We start from the raw sequence: 20,897 nt of genomic DNA, 5'->3' as shown, positions 1-20,897 counted from the left end.
AACGTACAAGACGGGGGTGTACGTGGCCCGGCAGTCTCAGTGCATGAACGCCGAACCCCTTCCCACGGAACCCGCTCACGTCTCCACGCGACCCGCTCGCGTCTCCACGGAACCCGCTCACGCCGAACCGGTCCGCTTCGACACCAAGATCGCCGTCCTGCTGCGGGAGGACCTGGAGCCGTGGCAGCGGCTGAACGTGACCGCGTTCCTCGTGAGCGGGATCGGGTCGTCCGTGCCCGAGGTGATCGGCGAGCCGTACGAGGACGCCGACGGGACCGGCTATCTGCCGATGTTCCGCCAGCCGGTCCTGGTGTTCCAGGGTACGAAGGAGACGCTGACGGCGGCCCACGCGCGCGTGCTGTCCAGGGCGCTGCCCCGCGCGCTCTTCACCTCCGACCTGTTCACCACGGGCAACGACCGCGACAACCGGGCTGCGGTACGGGCCGTATCGACGGCGGAGCTGGACCTGGTGGGGCTCGCGGTGTACGGGCCGCGCAACGCGGTGGACAAGGTGCTCAAGGGGGCGCGGATGCATCCGTGAGGCGTGCGGGGGCACGCCGTGAGCTACGTGGGGCCAGGTTGGCTCATGTCGCGCTGACCTCGGGCTCGGAGGTGGGGAGAGGCGCCTCGACTGCCTCCGGGTCGTGCGTCGGGAGGTGGCGCATCAGGGCCCCGTACCCCACACCGGCGACCGTGCCGATGACCGCGCACGCGCCCCACAGCCACTCCGCCCCGTACCGGTCGAGGACGAATCCGGACATCAGGGGTGCGACGAGGGCGGCGACGGACCAGGACATGGTGTACATGCCCTGGTAGCGGCCGCGGCCGTGGGTGGGGGAGAGGCGGACGACGAGGCTGGTCTGGGTGGGCGCGTTGACGATCTCGGCGAGGGTCCAGACGCAGACCGTGAGCGCGAAGACGCCGACCGACCCGGCGAAGGCGGTGAGCCCGAACCCGTACCCGGCGAGGAGGGACGAGACGACGAGCAGCCGCCTCGGGTCCCGGTGTTCGATGAAGCGGGTGACGGGGATCTGGAGGACGACGATGAGGACGCCGTTGACCGCGATCACCATGCCGTAGTCGGCGGGCGTGAACCCGGCCTCGCCCATCGCGACGGGCAGGCCCAGATACCCCTGCTGGAAGATCAGCGAGACGAGGAAGGACAGCCCGACGACGCTCATGAAGCGCCCGTCGCGCAGCACGGTCCCGAGCCCGACCTCGGGTTCGGCGACCCCCTTCGAGACCTGCTCGGGCCGGGACTCGGGCAGCTTCGCGAAGACGAGGATCGCGCAGATCATGGTCATCCCGGCCTCGATGAGGAAGCCGGCGAGGTAGCTGTACTCGGCGATGAACCCGGCCGCCATGGCGGAGACGGCGAACCCCAGGTTGATCGCCCAGTAGTTGAGGGAGAAGGCCCGGACGCGGTCCTCGGGCCGCACGATGTCGGCCATCATCGCCTGGACCGCGGGCCGGGAGGCGCTGCTGGCCATCCCCACCAGGAAGGCGACGGCGGCGATCGCGACCGGGTGGTGCACGAAGCCGAGCAGTGCGACGGAGACGGCGGTCGACGACTGGGCGACGAGGAGGGTGGGCCGCCGTCCGAGCCGGTCCGTCATGACGCCCGCGCCGAGGGAGGAGATGACACCGCCGAGCCCGTGGAGCGCGGCGACCAGTCCGGCGTACGAGGCGGAGTAGCCGCGGTCGAGGGTGAGGTAGAGCGCCATGATGGTGGCGACGAACGCGCCGAGCCGGTTGACGAGCGTGCTGGTCCACAGCCACCAGAACTCGCGGGGCAGGCCGGAGACGGTCTCGCGGGTGGCACGTCTCAGGGCAGCGACGACGGACATGACGGATCCCCCACGGATGTAAGCGCCTCAGACGGAGATCACACATTACGAACCTCATCTGGGGGAGGGCCACCCAATTAACAGATCCCGTCAACTGTCCGGCTGCCGGGCGGACGCGCAACGGATCAGAGCCTTGGATTACGCTCGGACGCATGGCCGACGCACCGTACAAGCTGATCCTCCTCCGCCACGGCGAGAGCGAATGGAACGCGAAGAACCTGTTCACCGGCTGGGTGGACGTCAACCTGACGGAGAAGGGCGAGAAGGAGGCAGTCCGCGGCGGTGAGCTACTGAAGGACGCCGGCCTGCTCCCCGACGTGCTGCACACCTCGCTCCAGAGGCGAGCGATCCGCACGGCGCAGCTCTCCCTCGAATCCGCCGACCGCCACTGGATCCCGGTCCACCGCTCCTGGCGCCTGAACGAGCGCCACTACGGTGCGCTGCAGGGCAAGGACAAGGCGCAGACCCTCGCGGAGTACGGCGAGGAGCAGTTCATGCTGTGGCGCCGCTCCTACGACACGCCGCCGCCCCCGCTGGAGGACGGCACGGAGTTCTCCCAGTCGGACGACCCGCGCTACGCGACGATCCCCCCGGAGCTCCGCCCCCGCACGGAGTGCCTGAAGGACGTCGTCGTCCGCATGCTCCCGTACTGGTACGACGGCATCGTCCCGGACCTCCTGGCGGGCCGCACGGTCCTGGTCGCGGCCCACGGCAACAGCCTCCGCGCCCTGGTCAAGCACCTCGACGGAGTCTCTGACGCCGACATCGCGGGCCTCAACATCCCCACAGGCATCCCCCTCGCCTACGAACTCGACGCCGACTTCAAGCCGGTGAACCCGGGCGGCACCTACCTGGACCCGGACGCGGCCGCGGCGGCGATCGAGGCCGTGAAGAACCAGGGCAAGAAGAAGTAAGCACGTACGAACAGGCCCCCTACCTGCGGGTTCTCCGCTGGTAGGGGGCCTGTTGTTGTGTCTGGGCCGGTTCAGGGCTTCTCGCCGTCCCGGTCGACGAGGGACTGGGTTGTCTTCATCTCGCAGAATGTGACCTCGCCCTTCTTGTGCGAGCGCCCAGCCGACGAGCCGTCCTCGTACTTCTCCTCGTAGTCGCGCACAGCGACCGACTGGTTCCCCCGGTACTGGAAGGTGTCGGGGTCGAGGAGGTACTCCTGGCGCTGAACGGCCTTGCTGCCCAGGTCCGGGTATATGGCGATGGCGTCATGCCCCATGGGGTCCTTCACCAGGTGCGGGACCACCTCGATCCCGGGGTCCGCGGCCAGGGCCCGGTACAGCTTGGCCATCCCCTGCGGAGGCACGGGATAGGCCTCGTCGAGGGTCGCCAGGAGCGCGAAGGTCTCGGGCTGCTCACCCGTCAAGCCGGTGTCCTTGCCCATGGGGAACATGTCCGCCGCCTGCTTCCGGATCTCGGCGGGGTCGTCCGGCAGCGAGTCGAGCAGGCGATACAGCCGCCGCTGCGAGGGCTCGTTGTCGCCGTCCTTGTCGTCCTCCCTCACGGGGCTGTCGTACTGGACCCACTCCTCGCTCACCTCGGGCTTGGCATCGGGCGCCGCGTCCGACGCTCTGTATTGGCACTGTGCGGTCTTCAGGTAGACCCACTGGCCGTCGCGCGGATGCAGATCCGGCTGCCGCGACACCACTTCCGCCGCCTGCTCCAGGAGTGCCGTCGCGGACGTCAGGTCGGGCCCGGCAGGCTGCACGCCGCGCTCGGGTCCATCGCCACCGACGAGCGTGGCCACCAGCACCGCGATGGTGATCACCGTCGCGGCGACCCCCGCAGCCGTCACACGCCAGTCCAGCCGCATCCTGCGGGCAGAGCCCTGCTGCGCTGCTGTCAGCAGCTTCTGGCGGCCGGGAACCAGCCGCACCCGGTCCGGCGTCGGCGCATCGGCGCGCAACTCGTGCATCTTGGTCATGTCATCCATGGATTACCGCCCCGTTGTGGTCGCTTACGAGGGTGGGGTCGGCGCCGAGCGCCGTACGCATCTTGCGCCGCGCCCGGCTCAGCCGGGAGCGGACCGTGCCGACCGGCACCCCGAGGGCGTCGGCACACTCCTGGTAAGTGAAGTCCGCCCAGGCGACCAGCAGCAGCACATGCCGGTCCTTCCCGGGCAAGGCCGCGATCGCCCCGGCCAGCGCCTGCTGCGAGGCCTCGGCCGTCACCCGCTCGTCGGCCCGTTCCGACCAGGACTCGGCCACCGGGTCGACGCCGGTACGGGCCAGCGCCCGCAGCGCCCGCACTTCGGAGCGGCGGTGGCTGCCGATGAGGTTGCCGGCGATGCCGTAGAGCCACGGCCGGGCACTGGTGCGCGCGACGTCGTAGCGGGCGCGGTTGCGGAAGGCGATGAGGAAGGTCTGCGCCGTGATGTCGTCGGCGTGACTGTCGCCCAGCCGGCGCATCACATACCGGTGGATCTCGGCGGCGTGTCTGTCGTAAAGCCTGGCGAATACCTCCGGCCTCTCCAGGGATTCCTGGATGACCAGCGCGTCGTCGGTGGGCGGATCCCCCACGAGGCCCTCGCTTCTTCGTGCAATAGGAGTGGAGTGCATTCCACCCTCTGTTGTCCGAAGCGGCCAGGAGGGTTCACGCGCAGGTACCTAGCCAGTGAAGTAAGCACACGCCTGAAAGCCCCCGCCCCGCGGTTTCTTCGCGGGCGGGGGCTTTGGCATGGGGAGGATCTCGGCCGGGGCTGACACGGGCACACCCGAGTCAGGTCACCCGGCCGTCGGCGGCCTCGCGGTGCATGCCCGTGCACAGCGCCCAGACGACGAAGATGTTGACGGCGACCAGCGACAGGGCCCACAGGGGGTAGTACGGCACCCACAGGAAGTTGGCGAGTGCGCCCAGGCCGGCCACGAACACACCGAAGAAGCGCGCCCACAGCGCTCCGGTGAGCACCGCGCAACCCGCGAAGACGAGGACGATTCCCAGAATGAGGTGGACCCAGCCCCAGCCCGCCAGGCTGAACTCGAACACGTAGTTGCGTGTCGAGATGAACAGGTCGTCCTTGGCGACGGCCGCGATCCCCTCGAAGATCGCCATCGCTCCACCGAACATCATCAGCACTGCCGCGAAAACGGTGACACCGGATGTGGGCCCGTGCCAGGGGCGTGGATCGGCCGCGTCGGCCGATGCGGGCTGGGTGGCGTGACTGGCCATGCCGGCCTCCTCGGGTCGCAGAGCCGTCCGGTTCAGCTCCGGGCACCCGGACCGGCTCGATCCCCGATCCCAGCGTGGCACGACGACACCCGGTCGGCATTCCGAGGCTCTGGCGCCACTCCGTCGCGCTGCGACCCTTCAAACCGCACTACGAAAGGGCCCCGCACCTGAAGTGGGGCCCGTTCGCAGTCATTCGCAGTCATGCGCAGTCATGCGTCGTACGTGATCAGCGGCGCCGGCGCGGCAGCCGAGTCGGCGCATCACCCGCGCGACACGTCAGCCGCCCCGGAGCATCAAGCGCCCCGGCGCGATCGTCCGCACCGGCTCGGTCAGCCGCACTGGCACGGGTTGCCGGACTGGCACCCGCATCCGCAGCCCGAGCCGCAGCCGCAGGCGCCGAAGAGTGGCAGGCTCTTGATCTCGGCGGGCTGCTCGGTCTGGCGTTCCTGGGTCGGGTCGGGTGTGGTGGGGGATTCGGCCATGGGTCCCTCCTCGAAGGCTTGTGCCTACACCCATTGCATGCCCACCTGGTCGGGCGCATCAACGGCGCACAGAGGCTCGCGCGCCCTTACGAGGACTCAATGCGCCAGGCGCCCGAAGGGGCGCGGGGGTGTGTCGATGTGCGGCTCCGCCGCGTGGGCGCGGCAGGCCCGGATCATCCGATCACCCGCACCCGCCCACGTACCTCATCAGCCCCACCCCGTAGCGCCCACAGCCGGAGGCCTACGCCCCTTCCACCTGCGGCGTGCCCTGGATCTCGTCCACGTGTTCGCCGGTCACCAGGTAGACCACGCGGTTGGCCACGGACACCGCGTGGTCGGCGAACCGCTCGTAGTAACGGCCGAGCAGAGTCACGTCCACGGCCGTCTCGATGCCGTGCTTCCACCGGTCGTCCAGCAGGTGCTGGAAGAGCGTGCGGTGGAGGAGGTCCATCGCGTCGTCGTCCTGCTCCAGCTGCAGCGCGAGGTCGACGTCCTTGGTGATGATGACCTCCGCGGCCTTCGCCATCAGGCGCTGCGCGAGCTGGCCCATCTCCAGGATCGTGGCGTGCAGGTCGTGCGGGATCGCGCGCTCCGGGAAACGGAGCCGCGCGAGCTTCGCCACATGCTGGGCGAGGTCGCCGGAGCGCTCCAGGTCGGCGGACATCCGGAGCGAGGTGACGACGATCCGCAGGTCCGTGGCCACGGGCTGCTGCCTGGCCAGCAGGGCTATCGCCCGCGCCTCCAGGTCGTGCTGGAGATCGTCGACCTTCTGGTCGCCGGCGATCACGCTCTCCGCCAGCTTCAGGTCGGAGTCGAGGATCGCCGTCGTCGCGCGACCGATCGCCGAGCCGACGAGACGGGCCATCTCGACCAGGCCCTCGCCGATCGAGTCAAGTTCCTCGTGGTACGCGTCCCGCATCAGGATGTCCCTCTCTACGTCTGCATTCGGGGGTTCAGGGGGCCAGGGCCTCTGAACCGAAAGTGTCGTCTGCCGGACGCCGCCCGGCCCGCCCTTCGGGCGGACGCCGCCGCTTTCGACACAGGCCCTCGAACCCCACGCTCCCACGGTCCGGCCTGAACGCGTCGGTTTCCGCCCCGTCAAATGAACCATCACTGGCCCCCAGGTGAACTCTGGGCGACACCGCCTCTTCTCCCTGGTGGGAGGCGCCCGCATCCCCTCGTACGAAGTGAACCGACACGGTCTCCAGAGTGAACTCTGGGCGACGAGTGTTCGAGTCCACCCTCGGACGGCTGTGACCGGGACGTACAGCGTGCCTAACCTGGAGCCATGGACGTGAACGCGGCGGTCGCCGCAGCGGCAGCGATCGCCGGTGTACTCACCGGTGTCATCGCCATGCTGGCGTTCCGCTGGAGCGAGCGGGAACAGAAACGCCCCACCCGCACCTCCCTGCACACGGACCCGGTGCTTCCGCCGGGCGTGGACACGGTCCTGTCCGTGCTCCGCTCCTCCGCGGTCGTCCTCGACGAGGCCGACGCCGTGGTCAAGGCCAGCTCGGCGGCGTACGCCCTCGGTCTTGTCCGGGGTGGAAAACTGGCCGTCGAGCCGATGCTCCAGATGGCGCGGGACACCCGCAGGGACGGGGAGATACGGCAGGTCGAACTCGACCTGCCCCGGCGGGGCACCGGCCGCGGCGACGCACTCGCCGTGTCCGCCCGGGTGGCGCCGCTCGGCTCCCGGCTCGTACTGCTCCTCGTCGAGGACCTCACCGAGGCCCGCCGTATCGAGGCCGTACGACGCGACTTCGTCGCCAACGTCAGCCATGAGCTCAAGACCCCCGTCGGCGCGCTCTCGCTGCTCTCCGAAGCGGTCATGGGCGCCTCGGAGGAACCGGAGGCCGTCGAGCGCTTCGCCGGGCGGATGCAGATAGAGGCGACGCGCCTCACCAACCTCGTCCAGGAGCTCATCGACCTCTCCCGGGTCCAGAACGACGACCCGCTGGAGGACGCCGAGCCCGTCCGTATCGACGAGCTGGTCGCCGAGGCGATCGACCGCTGCCGCCACCAGGCCGGCGCGAAGCAGATCACCATGGCCGCCGGCGGCACCGCCGATCTGAGTATCTGGGGCAACCGGGGTCAGCTGGCCGCCGCGCTGGGCAACCTCGTGGAGAACGCCGTCAACTACTCGCCCGCCCGCACCCGGGTCGGCATAGCCGCGCGCCGGGTGACCGCGCCCGGCGGAGACCTCATCGAGATCGCCGTGACCGACCAGGGCATCGGCATCTCCGACAAGGACAAGGAGCGCATCTTCGAGCGCTTCTACCGCGTCGACCCGGCCCGCTCCCGCGCAACCGGCGGTACGGGACTGGGGCTCGCGATCGTCAAGCACGTGGCAGCCTCGCACAGCGGGGAGGTCACGGTGTGGAGCTCCGAGGGTCAGGGCTCCACCTTCACCCTGAGGCTGCCGGAGGCGGGCGCGGCCCGCGAACGCGCGACCGACGACCAGACACCCGGACTCGACGAAGACGACGAGACCGGTCAGACCGACGGGACGACCACCGTCTCATCCCCGTACGAACCGTTTTCTGCCCCGGAGGTCCTTCCGTGACCCGAGTGCTCGTCGTCGAGGACGAGGAGTCCTTCAGCGACGCTCTGTCCTACATGCTCCGAAAAGAGGGCTTCGAGGTCGCCATCGCGACCACCGGGCCCGACGGACTCGACGAGTTCGAGCGCAACGGCGCCGACCTCGTCCTCCTCGACCTGATGCTGCCCGGACTGCCCGGCACCGAGGTGTGCCGCCAGCTGCGCAGCCGATCCAACGTCCCGGTGATCATGGTCACCGCCAAGGACAGCGAGATCGACAAGGTCGTGGGGCTCGAAATAGGAGCCGATGACTATGTCACCAAGCCCTTCTCCTCCCGCGAGCTGGTGGCCCGTATCCGGGCCGTCCTGCGCCGCCGCGGCGAGCCCGAGGAGGTCACCCCGGCGGCCCTGGAGGCCGGTCCGGTCCGTATGGACGTGGACCGCCACGTGGTCACCGTTTCCGGCTCCAAGGTCGACCTCCCCCTCAAGGAGTTCGACCTCCTGGAGATGCTGCTGCGCAACGCGGGCCGCGTACTGACCCGTATGCAGCTCATCGACCGGGTCTGGGGCGCCGACTACGTGGGCGACACCAAGACCCTCGACGTCCACGTCAAGCGCCTCCGCGCAAAGATCGAGCCGGACCCGGGCGCGCCGCGCTACCTGGTCACGGTCCGCGGGCTCGGTTACAAGTTCGAGCCGTAAACCGCGTAGGAGCGTTCGAGTACGACGAAAGGGCGGGCCCCTGTGAGGGGGCCCGCCCTTTCGTCGTACGGGTGTCAGTGGCCCGCGGTCGACTCCGAGGCCGTCGCGCTCGACGAGGCGGCGGTGTCGGAGGGCTCGGAGCCCGCCTCGCCGGTGACGTCGCCCGACGCGGACCCGGACGGGGTGCCCGTGGGCGATCCGCTCGTCGAGCCGGACGGCTTGCCCGAACCGGAGGGCTTCGTGGACGGCGTCGTCGGGATCTCGGTCGGGCCCCACTTGGAGAAGTAGCTCTCGGCGGGCACCACGAACGCCTGCAGCGTCACGTCACCGGTCTTGCTGAAGGTGAAGGTGACCGGCTGCGCGTCGCCGTCGTCGAAGGCCTCACGGCTGCTCTCCAGTACGGCGGAGGCGTTGCCCTTGCCGCCGAGGACCACCGAACCGCCGGCCGGGATGGTCAGGGCTCCCGAGCCCTTCGCGGGCTTGAGCTCGGCGGGCTGGGCGATGCCCTCCACGGAGATGGAGTCGAGCGTCTGGGGGAGCGGGCCATCGTTGAACACGGTCGCGGAGACGACGGCGGGGCCGGTCGACTCCAGCTCGGGCTGGGTGACGACGACGGCACTCTGGATCTTGATGTCACCGACGCTGGTGGCGGCGTTGTCCGGCTTGATCTCCAGCGTCTGGGGCTTGTTGCCGGCAGCGCACGCGGCGAGCGAGGCGGCCGAGAACGCGATGGCGGCGGCGGCGAGTGTGCCGCGTCGAAGGCTGCTGCTCACGGCGGCGGCAACTCCTTGAACGTGGGCGAAGCAGAGCGGCTTCTGTATAAAGCCGCCCTAAGGGTCTGTCAGCGGCCTTAGGTTACCGAGCCGTTCCCGCGCCACCGCACCCGACCCGCCTCTAGCGGCCGCTGGGTGCTGTCCGGCCGCCGGGTGGAGCCGTCCCCGTCCGCTCCCGTCCGCTCCCGTCCGCCCTCGTCCTCCCCCGTACTGCCCTGTCGCTCTCGCCTCGCAAGGCACTCGGCGGTCGCATTGGGCGCACGCCGGTCCGCCATTCACATAAGAAGCAGCGGTAAGTCGCCCGTCCGGCTCTTGCGGATATCGCGCAAGGAATGCACGGCGATCCCGGAAATCGATCTTCGGGCGATGTTCCGTTGATCTTTCACGGATCTTCCATCGATCTTCCGTCCACTCTCGGGTCCGCTCTCGGGGCCACACTCGTGTCGACTCTCCGGTTGATCTCCGACGCGCCTTCCGCGCCCGTGATCAATTCCGGATTCTCCTCGTACCCGACCCCGCTCACCGAACGGAGTAGCGGCACATGAGCTCTCGGAACCCGACAAATCTGGACGTTCGGGCACGTGAGTGGGGTCTCGGGGTGTTGTAACGTGCGCGTTTCCCTTCGCGTGGAGAGCCGCTCCGACCTGCGAATACCGTCCTCCGCTACCCCTCCGCAGCACGTTCATGTCGCGATTGTCAAGCCCCGAGATATGCCCTGACCTGCGAAAACGCCATTCAGAACACGCCGTTTCCGTGTTACCCTGGATAGCCACGGAAGGGGTACCTGTCACATGACGTTCAAGGTTGGCGACACCGTGGTCTATCCCCATCACGGGGCCGCGCTGATCGAGGCTATCGAAACTCGCCAGATCAAAGGCGTGGACAAGACCTACTTGGTGCTGAAGGTCGCCCAGGGTGACCTGACAGTGCGTGTGCCAGCGGACAATGCGGAGTTCGTCGGCGTACGTGATGTGGTCGGTCAGGAAGGGCTGGACCGGGTCTTCGAGGTACTGCGCGCGCCGTACGCCGAGGAGCCCACGAACTGGTCCCGTCGTTACAAGGCAAATCTTGAGAAGCTCGCCTCCGGCGATGTCATCAAGGTCGCGGAAGTCGTCCGTGACCTGTGGCGTCGTGAGCGCGAGCGTGGACTCTCCGCCGGTGAGAAGCGCATGCTCGCCAAGGCCCGCCAGATCCTGGTGAGCGAGCTCGCCCTCGCGGAGAACACGAACGAAGACAAGGCCGAGGCACTGCTCGACGAGGTCCTCGCGTCCTGACGCCCGTCACGCTCCGATCGCTTCCGACCAGAGGCGAAACGAGCGGTTCGGCGCAATGAAATGCCGCGGTGCCCGATGACGTATCCATTGTCGCCGGGCGCTGCGGCATGTTCGTACCCGGATACCTTGCTCCCGGCGCCCCGAACATTCTTCCGATCATTTCTCGGCGAACATTCACGGGTCCGATACTTGGCGTGCCGGGCCCGGGCAGCGGCTCGACCGAATGTCACGGAAGGGTCCGGTCAAGGCGTCGCGCCCGGCACTCCCCCAGCCAACCTTCGGTCGGGGGTACCACGCCCAGGCCATACCCACGTCGGCCGAGCATACAAACCTGACAGGAACCGATGTCTGACGATTCGCGCCCCTCGCCTTCCGAGGCCCGTACGGCGGCCGTGATTCCGGCCGCCGGCCGGGGCGTACGCCTTGGTCCGGGCGCCCCCAAAGCGCTTCGCGCGCTGAACGGCACCCCCATGCTCATCCACGCGGTACGCGCCATGGCCGCGTCCCGTGCCGTCTCCCTCGTCGTCGTCGTGGCTCCGCCCGACGGGGCCGCCGAGGTGAAGACCCTCCTCGACGCACACGCCCTGCCCGAGCGGACCGACTTCCTCGTCGTACCAGGCGGAGACAGCCGGCAGGAGTCCGTACGGATAGGGCTCGACGCGCTGCCGCCCGGGATCGACATCGTGCTAGTGCACGACGCGGCGCGTCCGCTGGTGCCCGTCGACACCGTCGACGCCGTCATCGAGGCCGTACGGGACGGGGCTCCCGCCGTCGTGCCCGCGCTGCCGCTCGCGGACACCGTCAAGCAGGTCGAGCCCGCGGCGCCCGGGGAGCCCGAGCCCGTCGTCGCCACGCCGGAGCGGGCGCGGCTGCGGGCCGTGCAGACTCCGCAGGGGTTCGACCGCGACACGCTCGTGCGCGCGCACGAGACCGTCACCGAGAACGTCACCGACGACGCGAGCATGGTCGAGCAGCTCGGGCTCCGGGTGGTCGTCGTGCCCGGGCACGAGGAGGCGTTCAAGGTGACGCGTCCCCTGGACCTGGTGCTGGCGGAGGCCGTTCTGGCGCGGCGGAGGTTGAACGATGGCTTCTGAGATCCCTGTTCCACTGTTGCCGCTCGTCGGTATCGGTACCGACATTCACGCCTTCGAGGAAGGGCGTGAGCTGTGGTGCGCGGGGTTGAAGTGGGAGGGGGAGGGGCCGGGGCTCGCCGGGCACTCCGACGCGGACGTCGTCGCGCATGCCGCCTGCAACGCGCTCTTCTCCGCGGCGGGGATGGGGGATCTCGGGCAGCACTTCGGGACCGGGCGGGCCGAGTGGGCCGGGGCGTCGGGGGTTGTGCTGTTGGCGGAGGCGGCGCGGATCGTTCGCGCCGGGGGGTTCACCATCGGGAACGTGGCCGTTCAGGTCGTGGGGCCCCGCCCCAAGATCGGCAAGCGGCGTGACGAGGCGCAGAAGATTCTTTCCGAGGCCGTGGGGGCGCCGGTGTCGGTGTCCGGCGCGACCACGGACGGGCTCGGGTTTCCCGGGCGGGGCGAGGGGTTGATGGCGGTGGCCACGGCGTTGGTGGCTCGGGTGGGGTGAGGGGGCTTTTTTCGCCCCCGCCGCCCCTACCCATTCCCCTCACTTACTCAGGGGCTCCGCCCCCGAACCCCCGCTCCTCAAACGCCGGAGGGGCTGATTTTCAGCCCGTCCGGCGTTTGAGGACGAGCGCGTCAGCGCGATGCGGGGGTCTGGGGGCGGCAGCCCCCAGGGACGGGACGGGAAGGGGCGGCGGGGGCGAAAAAAGGCCGGGCCGGACGCCCCCGGCGTGGATGTCACGAATCGTGAGCCATGTGTCGGAAGGGTCTCGGGGCACTGGTCGGCGGCCACTACCCTGGAGGGGTGACTATTCGCCTGTACGACACCAGCGCCCGGCAGATCCGTGACTTCACCCCGATCACGCCGGGTTGTGTCTCGATCTACCTCTGTGGCGCCACCGTGCAGGCGGCCCCGCACATCGGGCACATCAGGTCGGGCCTCAACTTCGACATCATGCGCCGCTGGTTCGAGCACCGCGGCTATGACGTGACGTTCATCCGGAATGTCACGGACATCGACGACAAGATCATCAGGAAGGCCGCCGAGCAGAACAGGCCGTGGTGGTCGATCGGTTACGAGAACGAGCGGGCGTTCAACGACGGCTACACGGCGCTGGGCTGCCTCCCGCCGACGTACGAGCCGCGCGCGACCGGCCACATCACCGAGATGGTCGAGATGATGCGCACGCTCATCGAGCGCGGGCACGCGTACGAGGCCGAGGGGAACGTGTACTTCGACGTGCGCTCCCTGCCCGGCTATCTGGCCCTGTCCAACCAGGACCTGGACGAGCTGCGCCAGCCCGCCGAGGACGGCGAGACCGGGAAGCGGGACCCGCGGGACTTCGCGATGTGGAAGGCCGTGAAGCCCGGCGAGCCGAGCTGGGAGACGCCCTGGGGCCGGGGGCGGCCCGGCTGGCACCTGGAGTGCAGCGCCATGGCCCACAAGTACCTGGGCCCCGCCTTCGACATCCACGGCGGCGGCATCGACCTGATCTTCCCGCACCACGAGAACGAGATCGCCCAGGCCAGGGGCTTCGGCGACGAGTTCGCGCACTACTGGGTGCACAACTCGTGGGTCACCATGAGCGGCGAGAAGATGTCCAAGTCCCTCGGCAACTCCGTACTCGTGAGCGAGATGGTCAAGGCGTGGCGGCCCATCGTGCTGCGCTACTACCTCGGCACCCCGCACTACCGCTCCACCATCGAGTACAGCGAGGAAGCACTGCGCGAGGCCGAGTCCGCGTTCGCGCGGATCGAGGGCTTCGTGCAGCGGGTGGTGGAGAAGGCCGGAGCCGTCGAGCCCGCGGCCGAGGTCCCGCCGGCCTTCGCCGAGGCGATGGACGACGACCTGGGCGTCCCGGGGGCCCTCGCCGTCGTGCACACCACGGTCCGCCAGGGCAACAGCGCGCTGGCCGCCGACGACAAGGAAGCGGCGGTCGCACGGCTGGCCGAGGTCCGCGCCATGCTCGCCGTCCTCGGACTCGACCCGCTCGACCCGCACTGGGCGGGCGAGAACGACCGCGGCGAGGACCTGCACGGAGTCGTCGACACGCTCGTACGACTGGTGCTGCAGCAGCGCGAGTCCGCCCGCACCCGTAAGGACTGGGCCACCGCCGACGCCATCCGTGACCAGCTCAACCAGTCCGGGCTCGTGATCGAGGACGGCCCCCAGGGGCCGCGCTGGACACTCGGCCCGCGCTGAGCTTTTCCTTGATCGATTGTGCCGCTCGGGTCTCCGGGCGGCACACTCATAGACGCACGACATTTCACAGACACGTACACCAGAGGCGTACGCGTGTACGCCCTCACACAGACAGGTAGGTCATGGCCGCTAACAACCGCCGCATGTCCGGCAAGAAGGGCGCGCAGGTCGGCAGTGGCGGCCAGCGACGCCGGGGCCTGGAAGGCAAGGGTCCGACCCCGCCCGCCGAAGCGCGCAAGGGTCACAAGAAGAACCGCATCGCCGGCGCCGTCGCCAAGGCCAACGCGAAGCAGACCGTACGCCGCCCGTCGCCGCGCGGCGGCCGGGGCGGCAAGGGCACGTCCGAGATGGTCGTCGGGCGCAACTCCGTCGTCGAGGCGCTGCGCGAGGGCGTCCCGGCGTCGATGCTCTACGTCCAGCAGTTCATCGACAACGACGAGCGGGTGCGCGAGGCGCTCCAGCTCGCCGCGGAGCGCGGCGGCATCCACCTCATGGAGGCCCCCCGCCCCGAGCTCGACCGCATGACCAACGGCCTCAACCACCAGGGGCTCGTCCTCCAGGTCCCGCCGTACGAGTACGCGCACCCGGAGGACCTCGCGGCCGCCGCGTACGACGAGGGCAGGGACCCGCTGATCGTCGCGCTCGACGGCGTGACCGACCCGCGCAACCTCGGTGCCGTCGTCCGGTCCGTCTCCGCGTTCGGCGGCCACGGGGTCGTCGTGCCCGAGCGCCGTGCGGCCGGCATGACCGCCGGTGCGTGGAAGACGTCCGCGGGCGCCGCGGCGCGCACGCCCGTCGCCCGCGCGTCCAACCTGACCCGCGCCCTTGAGTCCTACAAGAAGGCCGGCCTCATCGTGGTCGGCCTCGCCGCGGACGGCGAGACCGAGGTCGGCGAACTGGAGGCGCTCGGCGGGCCCGTCGTCATCGTCGTCGGCAGCGAGGGCAAGGGGCTCTCCCGACTCGTCGGTGAGACCTGTGACTTCAGGGTGCGGATCCCGATGCCGGGCGGCACGGAGTCGCTGAACGCCGGTGTGGCCGCGGGAGTTGTGCTGTACGAGGCTTCGCGGAAGCGGGCCTAGTACCGGATCGCCGGCTCGGCCGACGCCGGGGTGTGGTGATCCGCGGGTGCGTGGGAGCCGCATATATCACAGCCCCGCACCCCTCAAGGGGCCCGGAACCGGGCCCCTTGACCGCACCTCGTTGATCTTGACGGGGTCCGGACAGATCGGGCCGGTCAAAGCAGTGTCCTAAACACACGTCACTCGGTTAGATGAGTGTGGACACCAGAACACCCCGCACACCCACGGGGGACCGCTCGTTGGGATTCGACGACGCTCCCGCGCTGAGCATGGTGAAGGTGCCGAGCGATCCGGCGCAGGTCATCGTCAATCATGCGAGCTTCCGCGTGCAGCTGAACGCCTCCCCGCGGGCCCAGTCCCCGCGCGCCGCGCGGCACTTGAGCTCGGGCGAGGACACCGCGCGCATCCCCGTCGTCGGAACCACCGCAGGCACTCGCCGCCGCGCGCCCGTCGTCTGGAGCGGGAAGTCCGCCCCCGACGACACCGGCGCCACCCGGCTGTTGCAGGCGGTGCGGAGCACGAGTCTGCGGCACGGCGCCGAGGCACCCGCCGGCGACGGCGGTGCGACCCAGGTCATCCCGCGCGTCGGCGAGGGCGGACCCCCCGGGTTCGACGTCGACGCCACCGTCGAGACGCCGACCGTCCGCGGCCCCGAGACCCGCCTCCTGCCGAAGATGCGCAGCGCGGGCAGCGCGTACGAGGAGATCGACGAACGCCCGTACACGGAGGGCGAGTTCGAGGACGACTCCTACGACGACGAGTACCGGGACGACGACGGCGAGCTCAGGCGGCACGGCGCCGCCCCCGTCCGGCACGGGTACTACCCCGGCCGCCGGATGAACCTCGGCGTCGTCCTGCTCCCGCTGCGCGTCTTCCTCGGCTTCATCTCCATCTACGCCGGCATGGGCAAGCTCTGCGACCCCGTCTACTTCGACGGCGGCAAGCGCGGCTCCATGGTCAAGTGGCTCAACTCCCTGCACCCCTGGGAACTCGCCGAGCCACTGCGCCAGTTCGCCCTCGAACACCCCGTCGGCGCCGGACTCCTCATCGCCTTCTTCCAGGTCATCGTCGGCGTCCTCACCGTGCTCGGCCTGTGGCAGCGGATCGCCGCGGTCGTCGGCGCACTGCTGTCGGCGGCCCTTCTCCTCACCGTCAGCTGGAAGTCCGTCCCCGCCTACGACGCGCCGGACATCATCTACCTCGCCGCCTGGTCCCCGCTGATCATCGCGGGCGCCCCCGTCTACTCCATCGACGGCCGCCTCGCCGGCGAGGCCTGGCGCACGCTCGGGCCCCGCACCGACATCTGGGAGCTGCGCAGCCGCGTCCTGCGCCGGGGCGCGGTCGTCACGACCATCGTCGTCGGACTCACCCTGCTCATCGGCTCGTTGCTCGGCGGCGCCGTCCGTGACGCCGACCGCGTGGTCGTCCCCGGCCCCGGCGAGGCCCCGCGCAACGAACTGCCCGGCTCCCCGCTCCCGGAGGAGCCCGGCCGGCGCCGGCACAAGGAAAGCCCCTCGGCGGCCAACTCGCCCACCCAGGGCGCCACTTCCGCGAGCCCCTCGGGCGCCGCCGCGACCACACCGGGCGCGGCCCGCGAGACCGCGGGCGCCGGTGCCGGACAGCCCAGCCAGACGCAGGGCTCCGGTCAGGCCCCGCCCCAGCAGTCGGCCCCGCCGCAGGCACCCAGCACCACCGCCGGCCCGTCCTCCTCGGGCGGCACCACCGGCGGTGCGGGCTCGGGCGGCGGCACCGGCAGCGGAGGCGGCACCGGCTCCGGCGGAAGCACGGGCGGCGGCAGCGGTGGCGGCTCAGGCTCCGGCGGCGGCTCCGGACTCGTGGGCGGCCTGCTGGGCTGACACCGCCCGCCGACAGGGCGGCACGGCCAAGCCGGTACGGCGGCGAAGGACCGTACGACGATGGGGCCCGCACCACTCAGGTGCCGGGCCCCATCGTCGTACCTGCCACGTTCGTGGAGCGGAGTAAGTGCAGCCTCAACGCCCCAGCGCCGCAAGCTCCTTGGCGGCCTCCGTGAGGTCCTTCGCGGTGTCGATCGCGCGCCAGTACGCGCCCTGCGGGATCGGATAGCCGGCCAGACGGCGCTCACGGGCCAGGCGGGGGAACGTGGACCGCTCGTGGTCGCCGAGGTCGGGCAGCAGGGCGGCGAACTCGGGGGAGAAGACGTACACACCCGCGTTGATGCCGTACGCGGTCGGCGGGGACTCGATGAAATCCGTGATGTGGCCGAAGTCGTCGGTCTCGACGGCGCCCCACGGGATGCGGGGGCGGGCCAGCGCGAGGGTTGCCACCGCGTCGCGCTCGGTGTGGAAGTCCGCCATCTCACGCAGCGAGAAACGGGTCCAGATGTCGCCGTTCGTCGCGTACCAGGGGCGGTCCGGGTGGGGCAGGTGCTTGGCGGCGAACTTGAGGCCGCCGCCGCGGCCCAGCGGCTCCGTCTCGACCACGGTGGTCACGGAGACGGGCAGGTCGGCCGAGTCCAGCCACTGCTGGAGCACCTCGGCGAGATGGCCGCACGAGACGACGACGTCGGTGACGCCCTCCTCGGCGAGCCAGGCCAGCTGGTGGCCGATGATCGGGGTCCCGGTGCCGGGAATCTCGACCATCGGCTTGGGACGGTCGTCGGTGTAGGGACGCAGCCGCGAGCCCTGGCCGCCGGCCAGGACGACGGCTTGAACGGGGCGCGACGCGGCGTTCGGATCGGTCATGACCCGAACTGTACGTGGCGCCCCGCGGGATTTGCGGGTGGGCTTCTGCGGGACTGTGAGGCTGCGCGGGGTGGGGATCCGCGGGCCTGCCGAGGCGCGGGCCCTCCTGGCGCCTCAGGTGTGCTGGGCTGCCACGCCCGTGGCGAAGGACGTGTCGCAGACCGGGCGGGCGAACGACTGGGCTCGGGTCGGGCCGTACGCGCGGACCGCGGCGCGGCCCAGGGCGCGGGCGATGGACGCGCAGTGACTGGCGAGCGACGGACGGCCGTTCACCGCCTCCTGGAGATGGGTGAGGGCAACGCCCGGGTTCTTCTCCTGGAGTTCGAGGAGGAGCTTGTCGCGCAGCACGTCCTGCGGGGCGCGGGACGGGGCGCGTCGGGAGACGTCCTCGGCGGATGCGGCGAGCACCGACGTCGAGGAGCTGTTTCCCGACCAGTTGACTCGGGTGACCGCCAGCGTCCCGGAGAGCACCAGGACGACGGGCAGAACGAGGGCGAGAGTACGGCCGATCCGGCGGGCCGGACCGCGGCCGTGCCGTGTCGGTCGGCCGGCGGGACCACGGCCGTGTCGCGTCGAGTGGTTAGTGGAGTGCTTCACGCGAGTGAGGGTAGCGCGGGGTGATGATTTGGCGACATTTAGTAATCAGTTCGGGGGACGGGTAAACCGTCGTTTTCGAGTTTGATGTTGACGTACGGGTATCGAAATGCCCGTTCTGCCGGGGTATTTGTCGACAACGAAGAAGGCCCCGCAGCAGCCTGCGGGGCCTTCTTCGTCAACCTGGGTGAATTCTCCGGGATCGGCCGGGTCGGGCCCGGTCGGCCCGACCGGCTCGGTCAGTCGGAGAGGCGCTCGCCGGTGGACGTCGAGAACACGTGGGTCTCGCCCGGACGCGGCACGACGTGCAGCGTGGCGCCCTTGTCCGGCACCGCGCGGCCGCTGACGCGGACGACCAGGTCCTTGAGGTCCTCGCCGACCTTGGCGCTGCCGTAGACGTAGCCGTCGGCGCCGAGCTCCTCGACGACGTTCACCGTCACGGCGAGGCCGGCCGGGGCGTCCTCGGTGTCCTTCGACAGGGAGGCGGCCGCGGCGCCGTCGTGCTCGACGATGTCGAAGTGCTCCGGACGGACGCCGACGGTGACCGTGGTGTCACCCTTGTCGGCGGCGGTCTTGAGGGCCTCGCGGTTGACGGGCACCACGCTGTTGCCGAACTTCACGCCGCCGTCCGTGATCGGGACCTCGATCAGGTTCATCGCCGGAGAGCCGATGAAGCCGGCCACGAAGAGGTTCTTCGGACGGTCGTACATGTTGCGGGGGCTGTCCACCTGCTGGAGCAGACCGTCCTTCAGCACGGCCACCCGGTCGCCCATGGTCATGGCCTCGACCTGGTCGTGGGTGACGTACACGGTGGTGATGCCGAGGCGGCGCTGCAGCGACGCGATCTGCGTACGGGTCGAGACGCGGAGCTTGGCGTCGAGGTTCGACAGCGGCTCGTCCATGAGGAAGACCTGGGGCTCACGCACGATGGCGCGACCCATGGCGACACGCTGGCGCTGACCACCGGAGAGGGCCTTCGGCTTGCGCGCCAGGTAGTCGGTGAGGTCGAGGATCTTCGCCGCGTCCTCGACCTTCTGGCGGATCTCGGCCTTGTTGACGCCGGCGATCTTGAGCGCGAAGCCCATGTTGTCGGCGACCGTCATGTGCGGGTACAGCGCGTAGTTCTGGAACACCATCGCGATGTCCCGGTCCTTCGGCGGCAGGTGCGTGACGTCGCGGTCACCGATGTGGATCGAGCCGGCGTTGACGTCCTCAAGACCCGCGAGCATCCGCAGGGAGGTGGACTTTCCACAGCCGGAGGGACCGACGAGGACGAGGAACTCGCCGTCCGCGACGTCGAGTTCGAGCTGGTCGACGGCGGGCTTGTCGCCACCCGGGTAGATGCGGGTCGCCTTGTTGAACGAGACAGTGGCCATGGGTCGTAGGCCCCCTTCACCGGCAGGAACGTGCCGGACGATCCGTAGTAAAGGTGGTGTAACCACTGCGGAACGGTCCGTAGTGGTGTAGTCCACATGAGTGGACTGGTTCAGGACGCTACCTCGCGTTCACACGTTCTGTCAGTACTCCGAGGGCGATGAAGTTCGAGGAAATTTTCGACGGGGGCCCGCTGTGACGTGGGTACACTGCACGGGCGTGCATGCGTGCGCGCACCCGGCCCGCCCGTGCGCGGGCCCCGCCTCCTTAGCTCAGATGGCCAGAGCAACGCACTTGTAATGCGTAGGTCGTCGGTTCGAATCCGACAGGGGGCTCCAGTGACGAGGGTGGCCCGCGAGCGGGTCAGATGATGCCCGCTCGGATTGCGTAGGAGACCGCGTGGGCGCGGTTTCTTAGTTGTAGGCGCTTCATTACGCCGTAGAGGATGTATTTGACGGTGCGTTCCGAGTAGGACAGCTTTGTCGCTATTTCGGATAGTTCTTTGCCCTCGGCGACCAGGCGGAGTACGTCCACCTCGCGGGGGCTGATGCCGGATGCGGTGAGGCCTCGGGGGGCCAGTATTTCGCGTTGGGCCCAGCGAACCTGTTCCATCAGGGTGCCCTGGAGAGTGGGCGGGAGGCTTCCGCCGCCGTCCGCGATGGTGTGCAGGGTTCGGATGAAGGCCCCCTGGCTGAAGGAGTCGCGCCAGAGGACGGCGCGGACCCCGCGGTCGACGGCGGCCGAGACGTCGGCGTGCCACTCCTTGCCCACCACCACGGCGAACCGTGCGTCCGGTCTGTCGCACAGGCTGCGCAGCAGGTCGAGGGTGGAGGTGTCGGCGACGTCGACGGTGACGACGATGACGTCCGCCTCGCGGAGTTTGTCCGGTGGGACCTCGCGGATGCGGCGGTCGTTGTGGAGATAGCTGAGCAGTCCGGCGCGGACGATGGCGTCGGGTGCGTGGATCGCCACGCGCACGGTGTCTGTGAGTACCTGCTGAGGCATTAGCCCCCCATTCGGGAACCCAAGTGGTCCATGCCGTTCAGGAG

21 protein-coding genes and 1 tRNA gene are annotated in these 20,897 nt (G+C 69.7%); 11 read left to right on the top strand and 11 right to left on the bottom strand.

Features of this window, described 5'->3' with window-relative positions:
- Window positions 1-43: 43 nt before the first annotated feature.
- Complete coding sequence (locus tag ACH4YP_RS18885) at window positions 44-541, top strand: DUF2000 domain-containing protein (RefSeq protein ID WP_361058383.1); 498 nt, start codon at window positions 44-46, stop codon at window positions 539-541.
- Window positions 542-584: 43 nt separating this feature from the next.
- On the opposite strand, the gene ACH4YP_RS18880 is transcribed toward ACH4YP_RS18885, so the two are convergent.
- On the bottom strand, window positions 585-1,847 hold the full coding sequence (locus ACH4YP_RS18880; RefSeq protein ID WP_398491266.1) for an MDR family MFS transporter: 1,263 nt from the start codon (window positions 1,845-1,847) through the stop codon (window positions 585-587).
- A gap of 152 nt (window positions 1,848-1,999) precedes the next feature.
- Between ACH4YP_RS18880 and ACH4YP_RS18875 the strand changes: the two genes are divergently transcribed.
- Window positions 2,000-2,761, top strand: coding sequence for a phosphoglyceromutase (locus tag ACH4YP_RS18875; protein WP_143639553.1), 762 nt, complete (start codon window positions 2,000-2,002; stop codon window positions 2,759-2,761).
- 71 nt (window positions 2,762-2,832) lie between these two features.
- On the opposite strand, the gene ACH4YP_RS18870 is transcribed toward ACH4YP_RS18875, so the two are convergent.
- From ACH4YP_RS18870 to phoU, 5 genes are all read right to left on the bottom strand, one after another.
- Window positions 2,833-3,780: a CU044_5270 family protein gene (locus tag ACH4YP_RS18870; protein ID WP_398491264.1), complete on the bottom strand. Its 948-nt coding sequence runs from the start codon at window positions 3,778-3,780 to the stop codon at window positions 2,833-2,835.
- A gap of 1 nt (window position 3,781) precedes the next feature.
- Window positions 3,782-4,414 carry an RNA polymerase sigma factor gene (locus ACH4YP_RS18865; RefSeq protein WP_398491262.1) on the bottom strand — a complete coding sequence of 211 codons (633 nt, stop codon included), beginning with the start codon at window positions 4,412-4,414 and terminating at the stop codon, window positions 3,782-3,784.
- 160 nt (window positions 4,415-4,574) lie between these two features.
- On the bottom strand, window positions 4,575-5,024 hold the full coding sequence (locus tag ACH4YP_RS18860) for a hypothetical protein (protein ID WP_398491260.1): 450 nt from the start codon (window positions 5,022-5,024) through the stop codon (window positions 4,575-4,577).
- Window positions 5,025-5,353: 329 nt separating this feature from the next.
- On the bottom strand, window positions 5,354-5,506 hold the full coding sequence (locus ACH4YP_RS18855; RefSeq protein ID WP_361058375.1) for a hypothetical protein: 153 nt from the start codon (window positions 5,504-5,506) through the stop codon (window positions 5,354-5,356).
- A gap of 241 nt (window positions 5,507-5,747) precedes the next feature.
- On the bottom strand, window positions 5,748-6,425 hold the full coding sequence (gene phoU / locus ACH4YP_RS18850; RefSeq protein ID WP_361058373.1) for a phosphate signaling complex protein PhoU: 678 nt from the start codon (window positions 6,423-6,425) through the stop codon (window positions 5,748-5,750).
- A gap of 369 nt (window positions 6,426-6,794) precedes the next feature.
- Between phoU and ACH4YP_RS18845 the strand changes: the two genes are divergently transcribed.
- Both ACH4YP_RS18845 and ACH4YP_RS18840 read left to right on the top strand, forming a co-directional pair.
- Entirely contained in the window at window positions 6,795-8,072 is a 1,278-nt protein-coding gene (locus ACH4YP_RS18845; protein WP_361058371.1) for an ATP-binding protein, read from the top strand.
- Complete coding sequence (locus ACH4YP_RS18840; protein ID WP_033322296.1) at window positions 8,069-8,749, top strand: response regulator transcription factor; 681 nt, start codon at window positions 8,069-8,071, stop codon at window positions 8,747-8,749. Before ACH4YP_RS18845 ends, ACH4YP_RS18840 begins: the two co-directional genes overlap by 4 nt.
- Before the next feature lie 74 nt (window positions 8,750-8,823).
- On the opposite strand, the gene ACH4YP_RS18835 is transcribed toward ACH4YP_RS18840, so the two are convergent.
- Window positions 8,824-9,522 (bottom strand): DUF461 domain-containing protein, encoded by a 699-nt coding sequence (locus ACH4YP_RS18835; protein ID WP_398491257.1) that lies wholly within the window; start codon window positions 9,520-9,522, stop codon window positions 8,824-8,826.
- A gap of 791 nt (window positions 9,523-10,313) precedes the next feature.
- Between ACH4YP_RS18835 and ACH4YP_RS18830 the strand changes: the two genes are divergently transcribed.
- The 6 genes from ACH4YP_RS18830 (at window position 10,314) to ACH4YP_RS18805 (ending at window position 17,013) form a co-directional block, all read left to right on the top strand.
- Complete coding sequence (locus ACH4YP_RS18830) at window positions 10,314-10,796, top strand: CarD family transcriptional regulator (protein WP_006380568.1); 483 nt, start codon at window positions 10,314-10,316, stop codon at window positions 10,794-10,796.
- 344 nt (window positions 10,797-11,140) lie between these two features.
- A complete protein-coding gene (ispD, locus tag ACH4YP_RS18825; RefSeq protein WP_398491255.1) occupies window positions 11,141-11,890 on the top strand; it encodes a 2-C-methyl-D-erythritol 4-phosphate cytidylyltransferase in 750 nt (249 codons plus the stop codon).
- Window positions 11,880-12,380: a 2-C-methyl-D-erythritol 2,4-cyclodiphosphate synthase gene (ispF, locus tag ACH4YP_RS18820; RefSeq protein WP_361058365.1), complete on the top strand. Its 501-nt coding sequence runs from the start codon at window positions 11,880-11,882 to the stop codon at window positions 12,378-12,380. The genes ispD and ispF overlap by 11 nt, the downstream gene beginning before the upstream one ends.
- 300 nt (window positions 12,381-12,680) lie before the next feature.
- Window positions 12,681-14,078 carry a cysteine--tRNA ligase gene (cysS, locus tag ACH4YP_RS18815; RefSeq protein ID WP_361070234.1) on the top strand — a complete coding sequence of 466 codons (1,398 nt, stop codon included), beginning with the start codon at window positions 12,681-12,683 and terminating at the stop codon, window positions 14,076-14,078.
- A 122-nt stretch (window positions 14,079-14,200) separates the two neighbouring features.
- Complete coding sequence (gene rlmB / locus ACH4YP_RS18810) at window positions 14,201-15,157, top strand: 23S rRNA (guanosine(2251)-2'-O)-methyltransferase RlmB (protein ID WP_361070231.1); 957 nt, start codon at window positions 14,201-14,203, stop codon at window positions 15,155-15,157.
- Window positions 15,158-15,348: 191 nt separating this feature from the next.
- Window positions 15,349-17,013 carry a DoxX family membrane protein gene (locus ACH4YP_RS18805; protein ID WP_398491251.1) on the top strand — a complete coding sequence of 555 codons (1,665 nt, stop codon included), beginning with the start codon at window positions 15,349-15,351 and terminating at the stop codon, window positions 17,011-17,013.
- A 135-nt stretch (window positions 17,014-17,148) separates the two neighbouring features.
- On the opposite strand, the gene ACH4YP_RS18800 is transcribed toward ACH4YP_RS18805, so the two are convergent.
- The 3 genes from ACH4YP_RS18800 to ACH4YP_RS18790 form a co-directional block, all read right to left on the bottom strand.
- Window positions 17,149-17,880, bottom strand: coding sequence for a nucleotidyltransferase family protein (locus tag ACH4YP_RS18800; RefSeq protein ID WP_055612808.1), 732 nt, complete (start codon window positions 17,878-17,880; stop codon window positions 17,149-17,151).
- 114 nt (window positions 17,881-17,994) lie between these two features.
- Complete coding sequence (locus ACH4YP_RS18795; protein ID WP_055612807.1) at window positions 17,995-18,477, bottom strand: hypothetical protein; 483 nt, start codon at window positions 18,475-18,477, stop codon at window positions 17,995-17,997.
- Between the two features lie 236 nt (window positions 18,478-18,713).
- Window positions 18,714-19,850 carry a sn-glycerol-3-phosphate ABC transporter ATP-binding protein UgpC gene (locus ACH4YP_RS18790; protein WP_361069436.1) on the bottom strand — a complete coding sequence of 379 codons (1,137 nt, stop codon included), beginning with the start codon at window positions 19,848-19,850 and terminating at the stop codon, window positions 18,714-18,716.
- Between the two features lie 259 nt (window positions 19,851-20,109).
- Here ACH4YP_RS18790 and ACH4YP_RS18785 point away from each other — a divergent pair.
- Window positions 20,110-20,186: transfer RNA gene (locus ACH4YP_RS18785), tRNA-Thr, on the top strand.
- A 25-nt stretch (window positions 20,187-20,211) separates the two neighbouring features.
- Here the strand turns inward: ACH4YP_RS18785 and ACH4YP_RS18780 are convergent.
- Window positions 20,212-20,853, bottom strand: coding sequence for a response regulator transcription factor (locus ACH4YP_RS18780; RefSeq protein WP_361069433.1), 642 nt, complete (start codon window positions 20,851-20,853; stop codon window positions 20,212-20,214).
- Between the last annotated feature and the right edge of the window lie 44 nt (window positions 20,854-20,897).

Origin of the sequence: Streptomyces sp. NPDC020747 (genome assembly GCF_044334695.1) — a bacterium.
In the GTDB taxonomy this organism is placed as follows: Bacteria; Actinomycetota; Actinomycetes; order Streptomycetales; family Streptomycetaceae; genus Streptomyces.
This window is presented reverse-complemented; position numbering and strand designations above follow the sequence as displayed.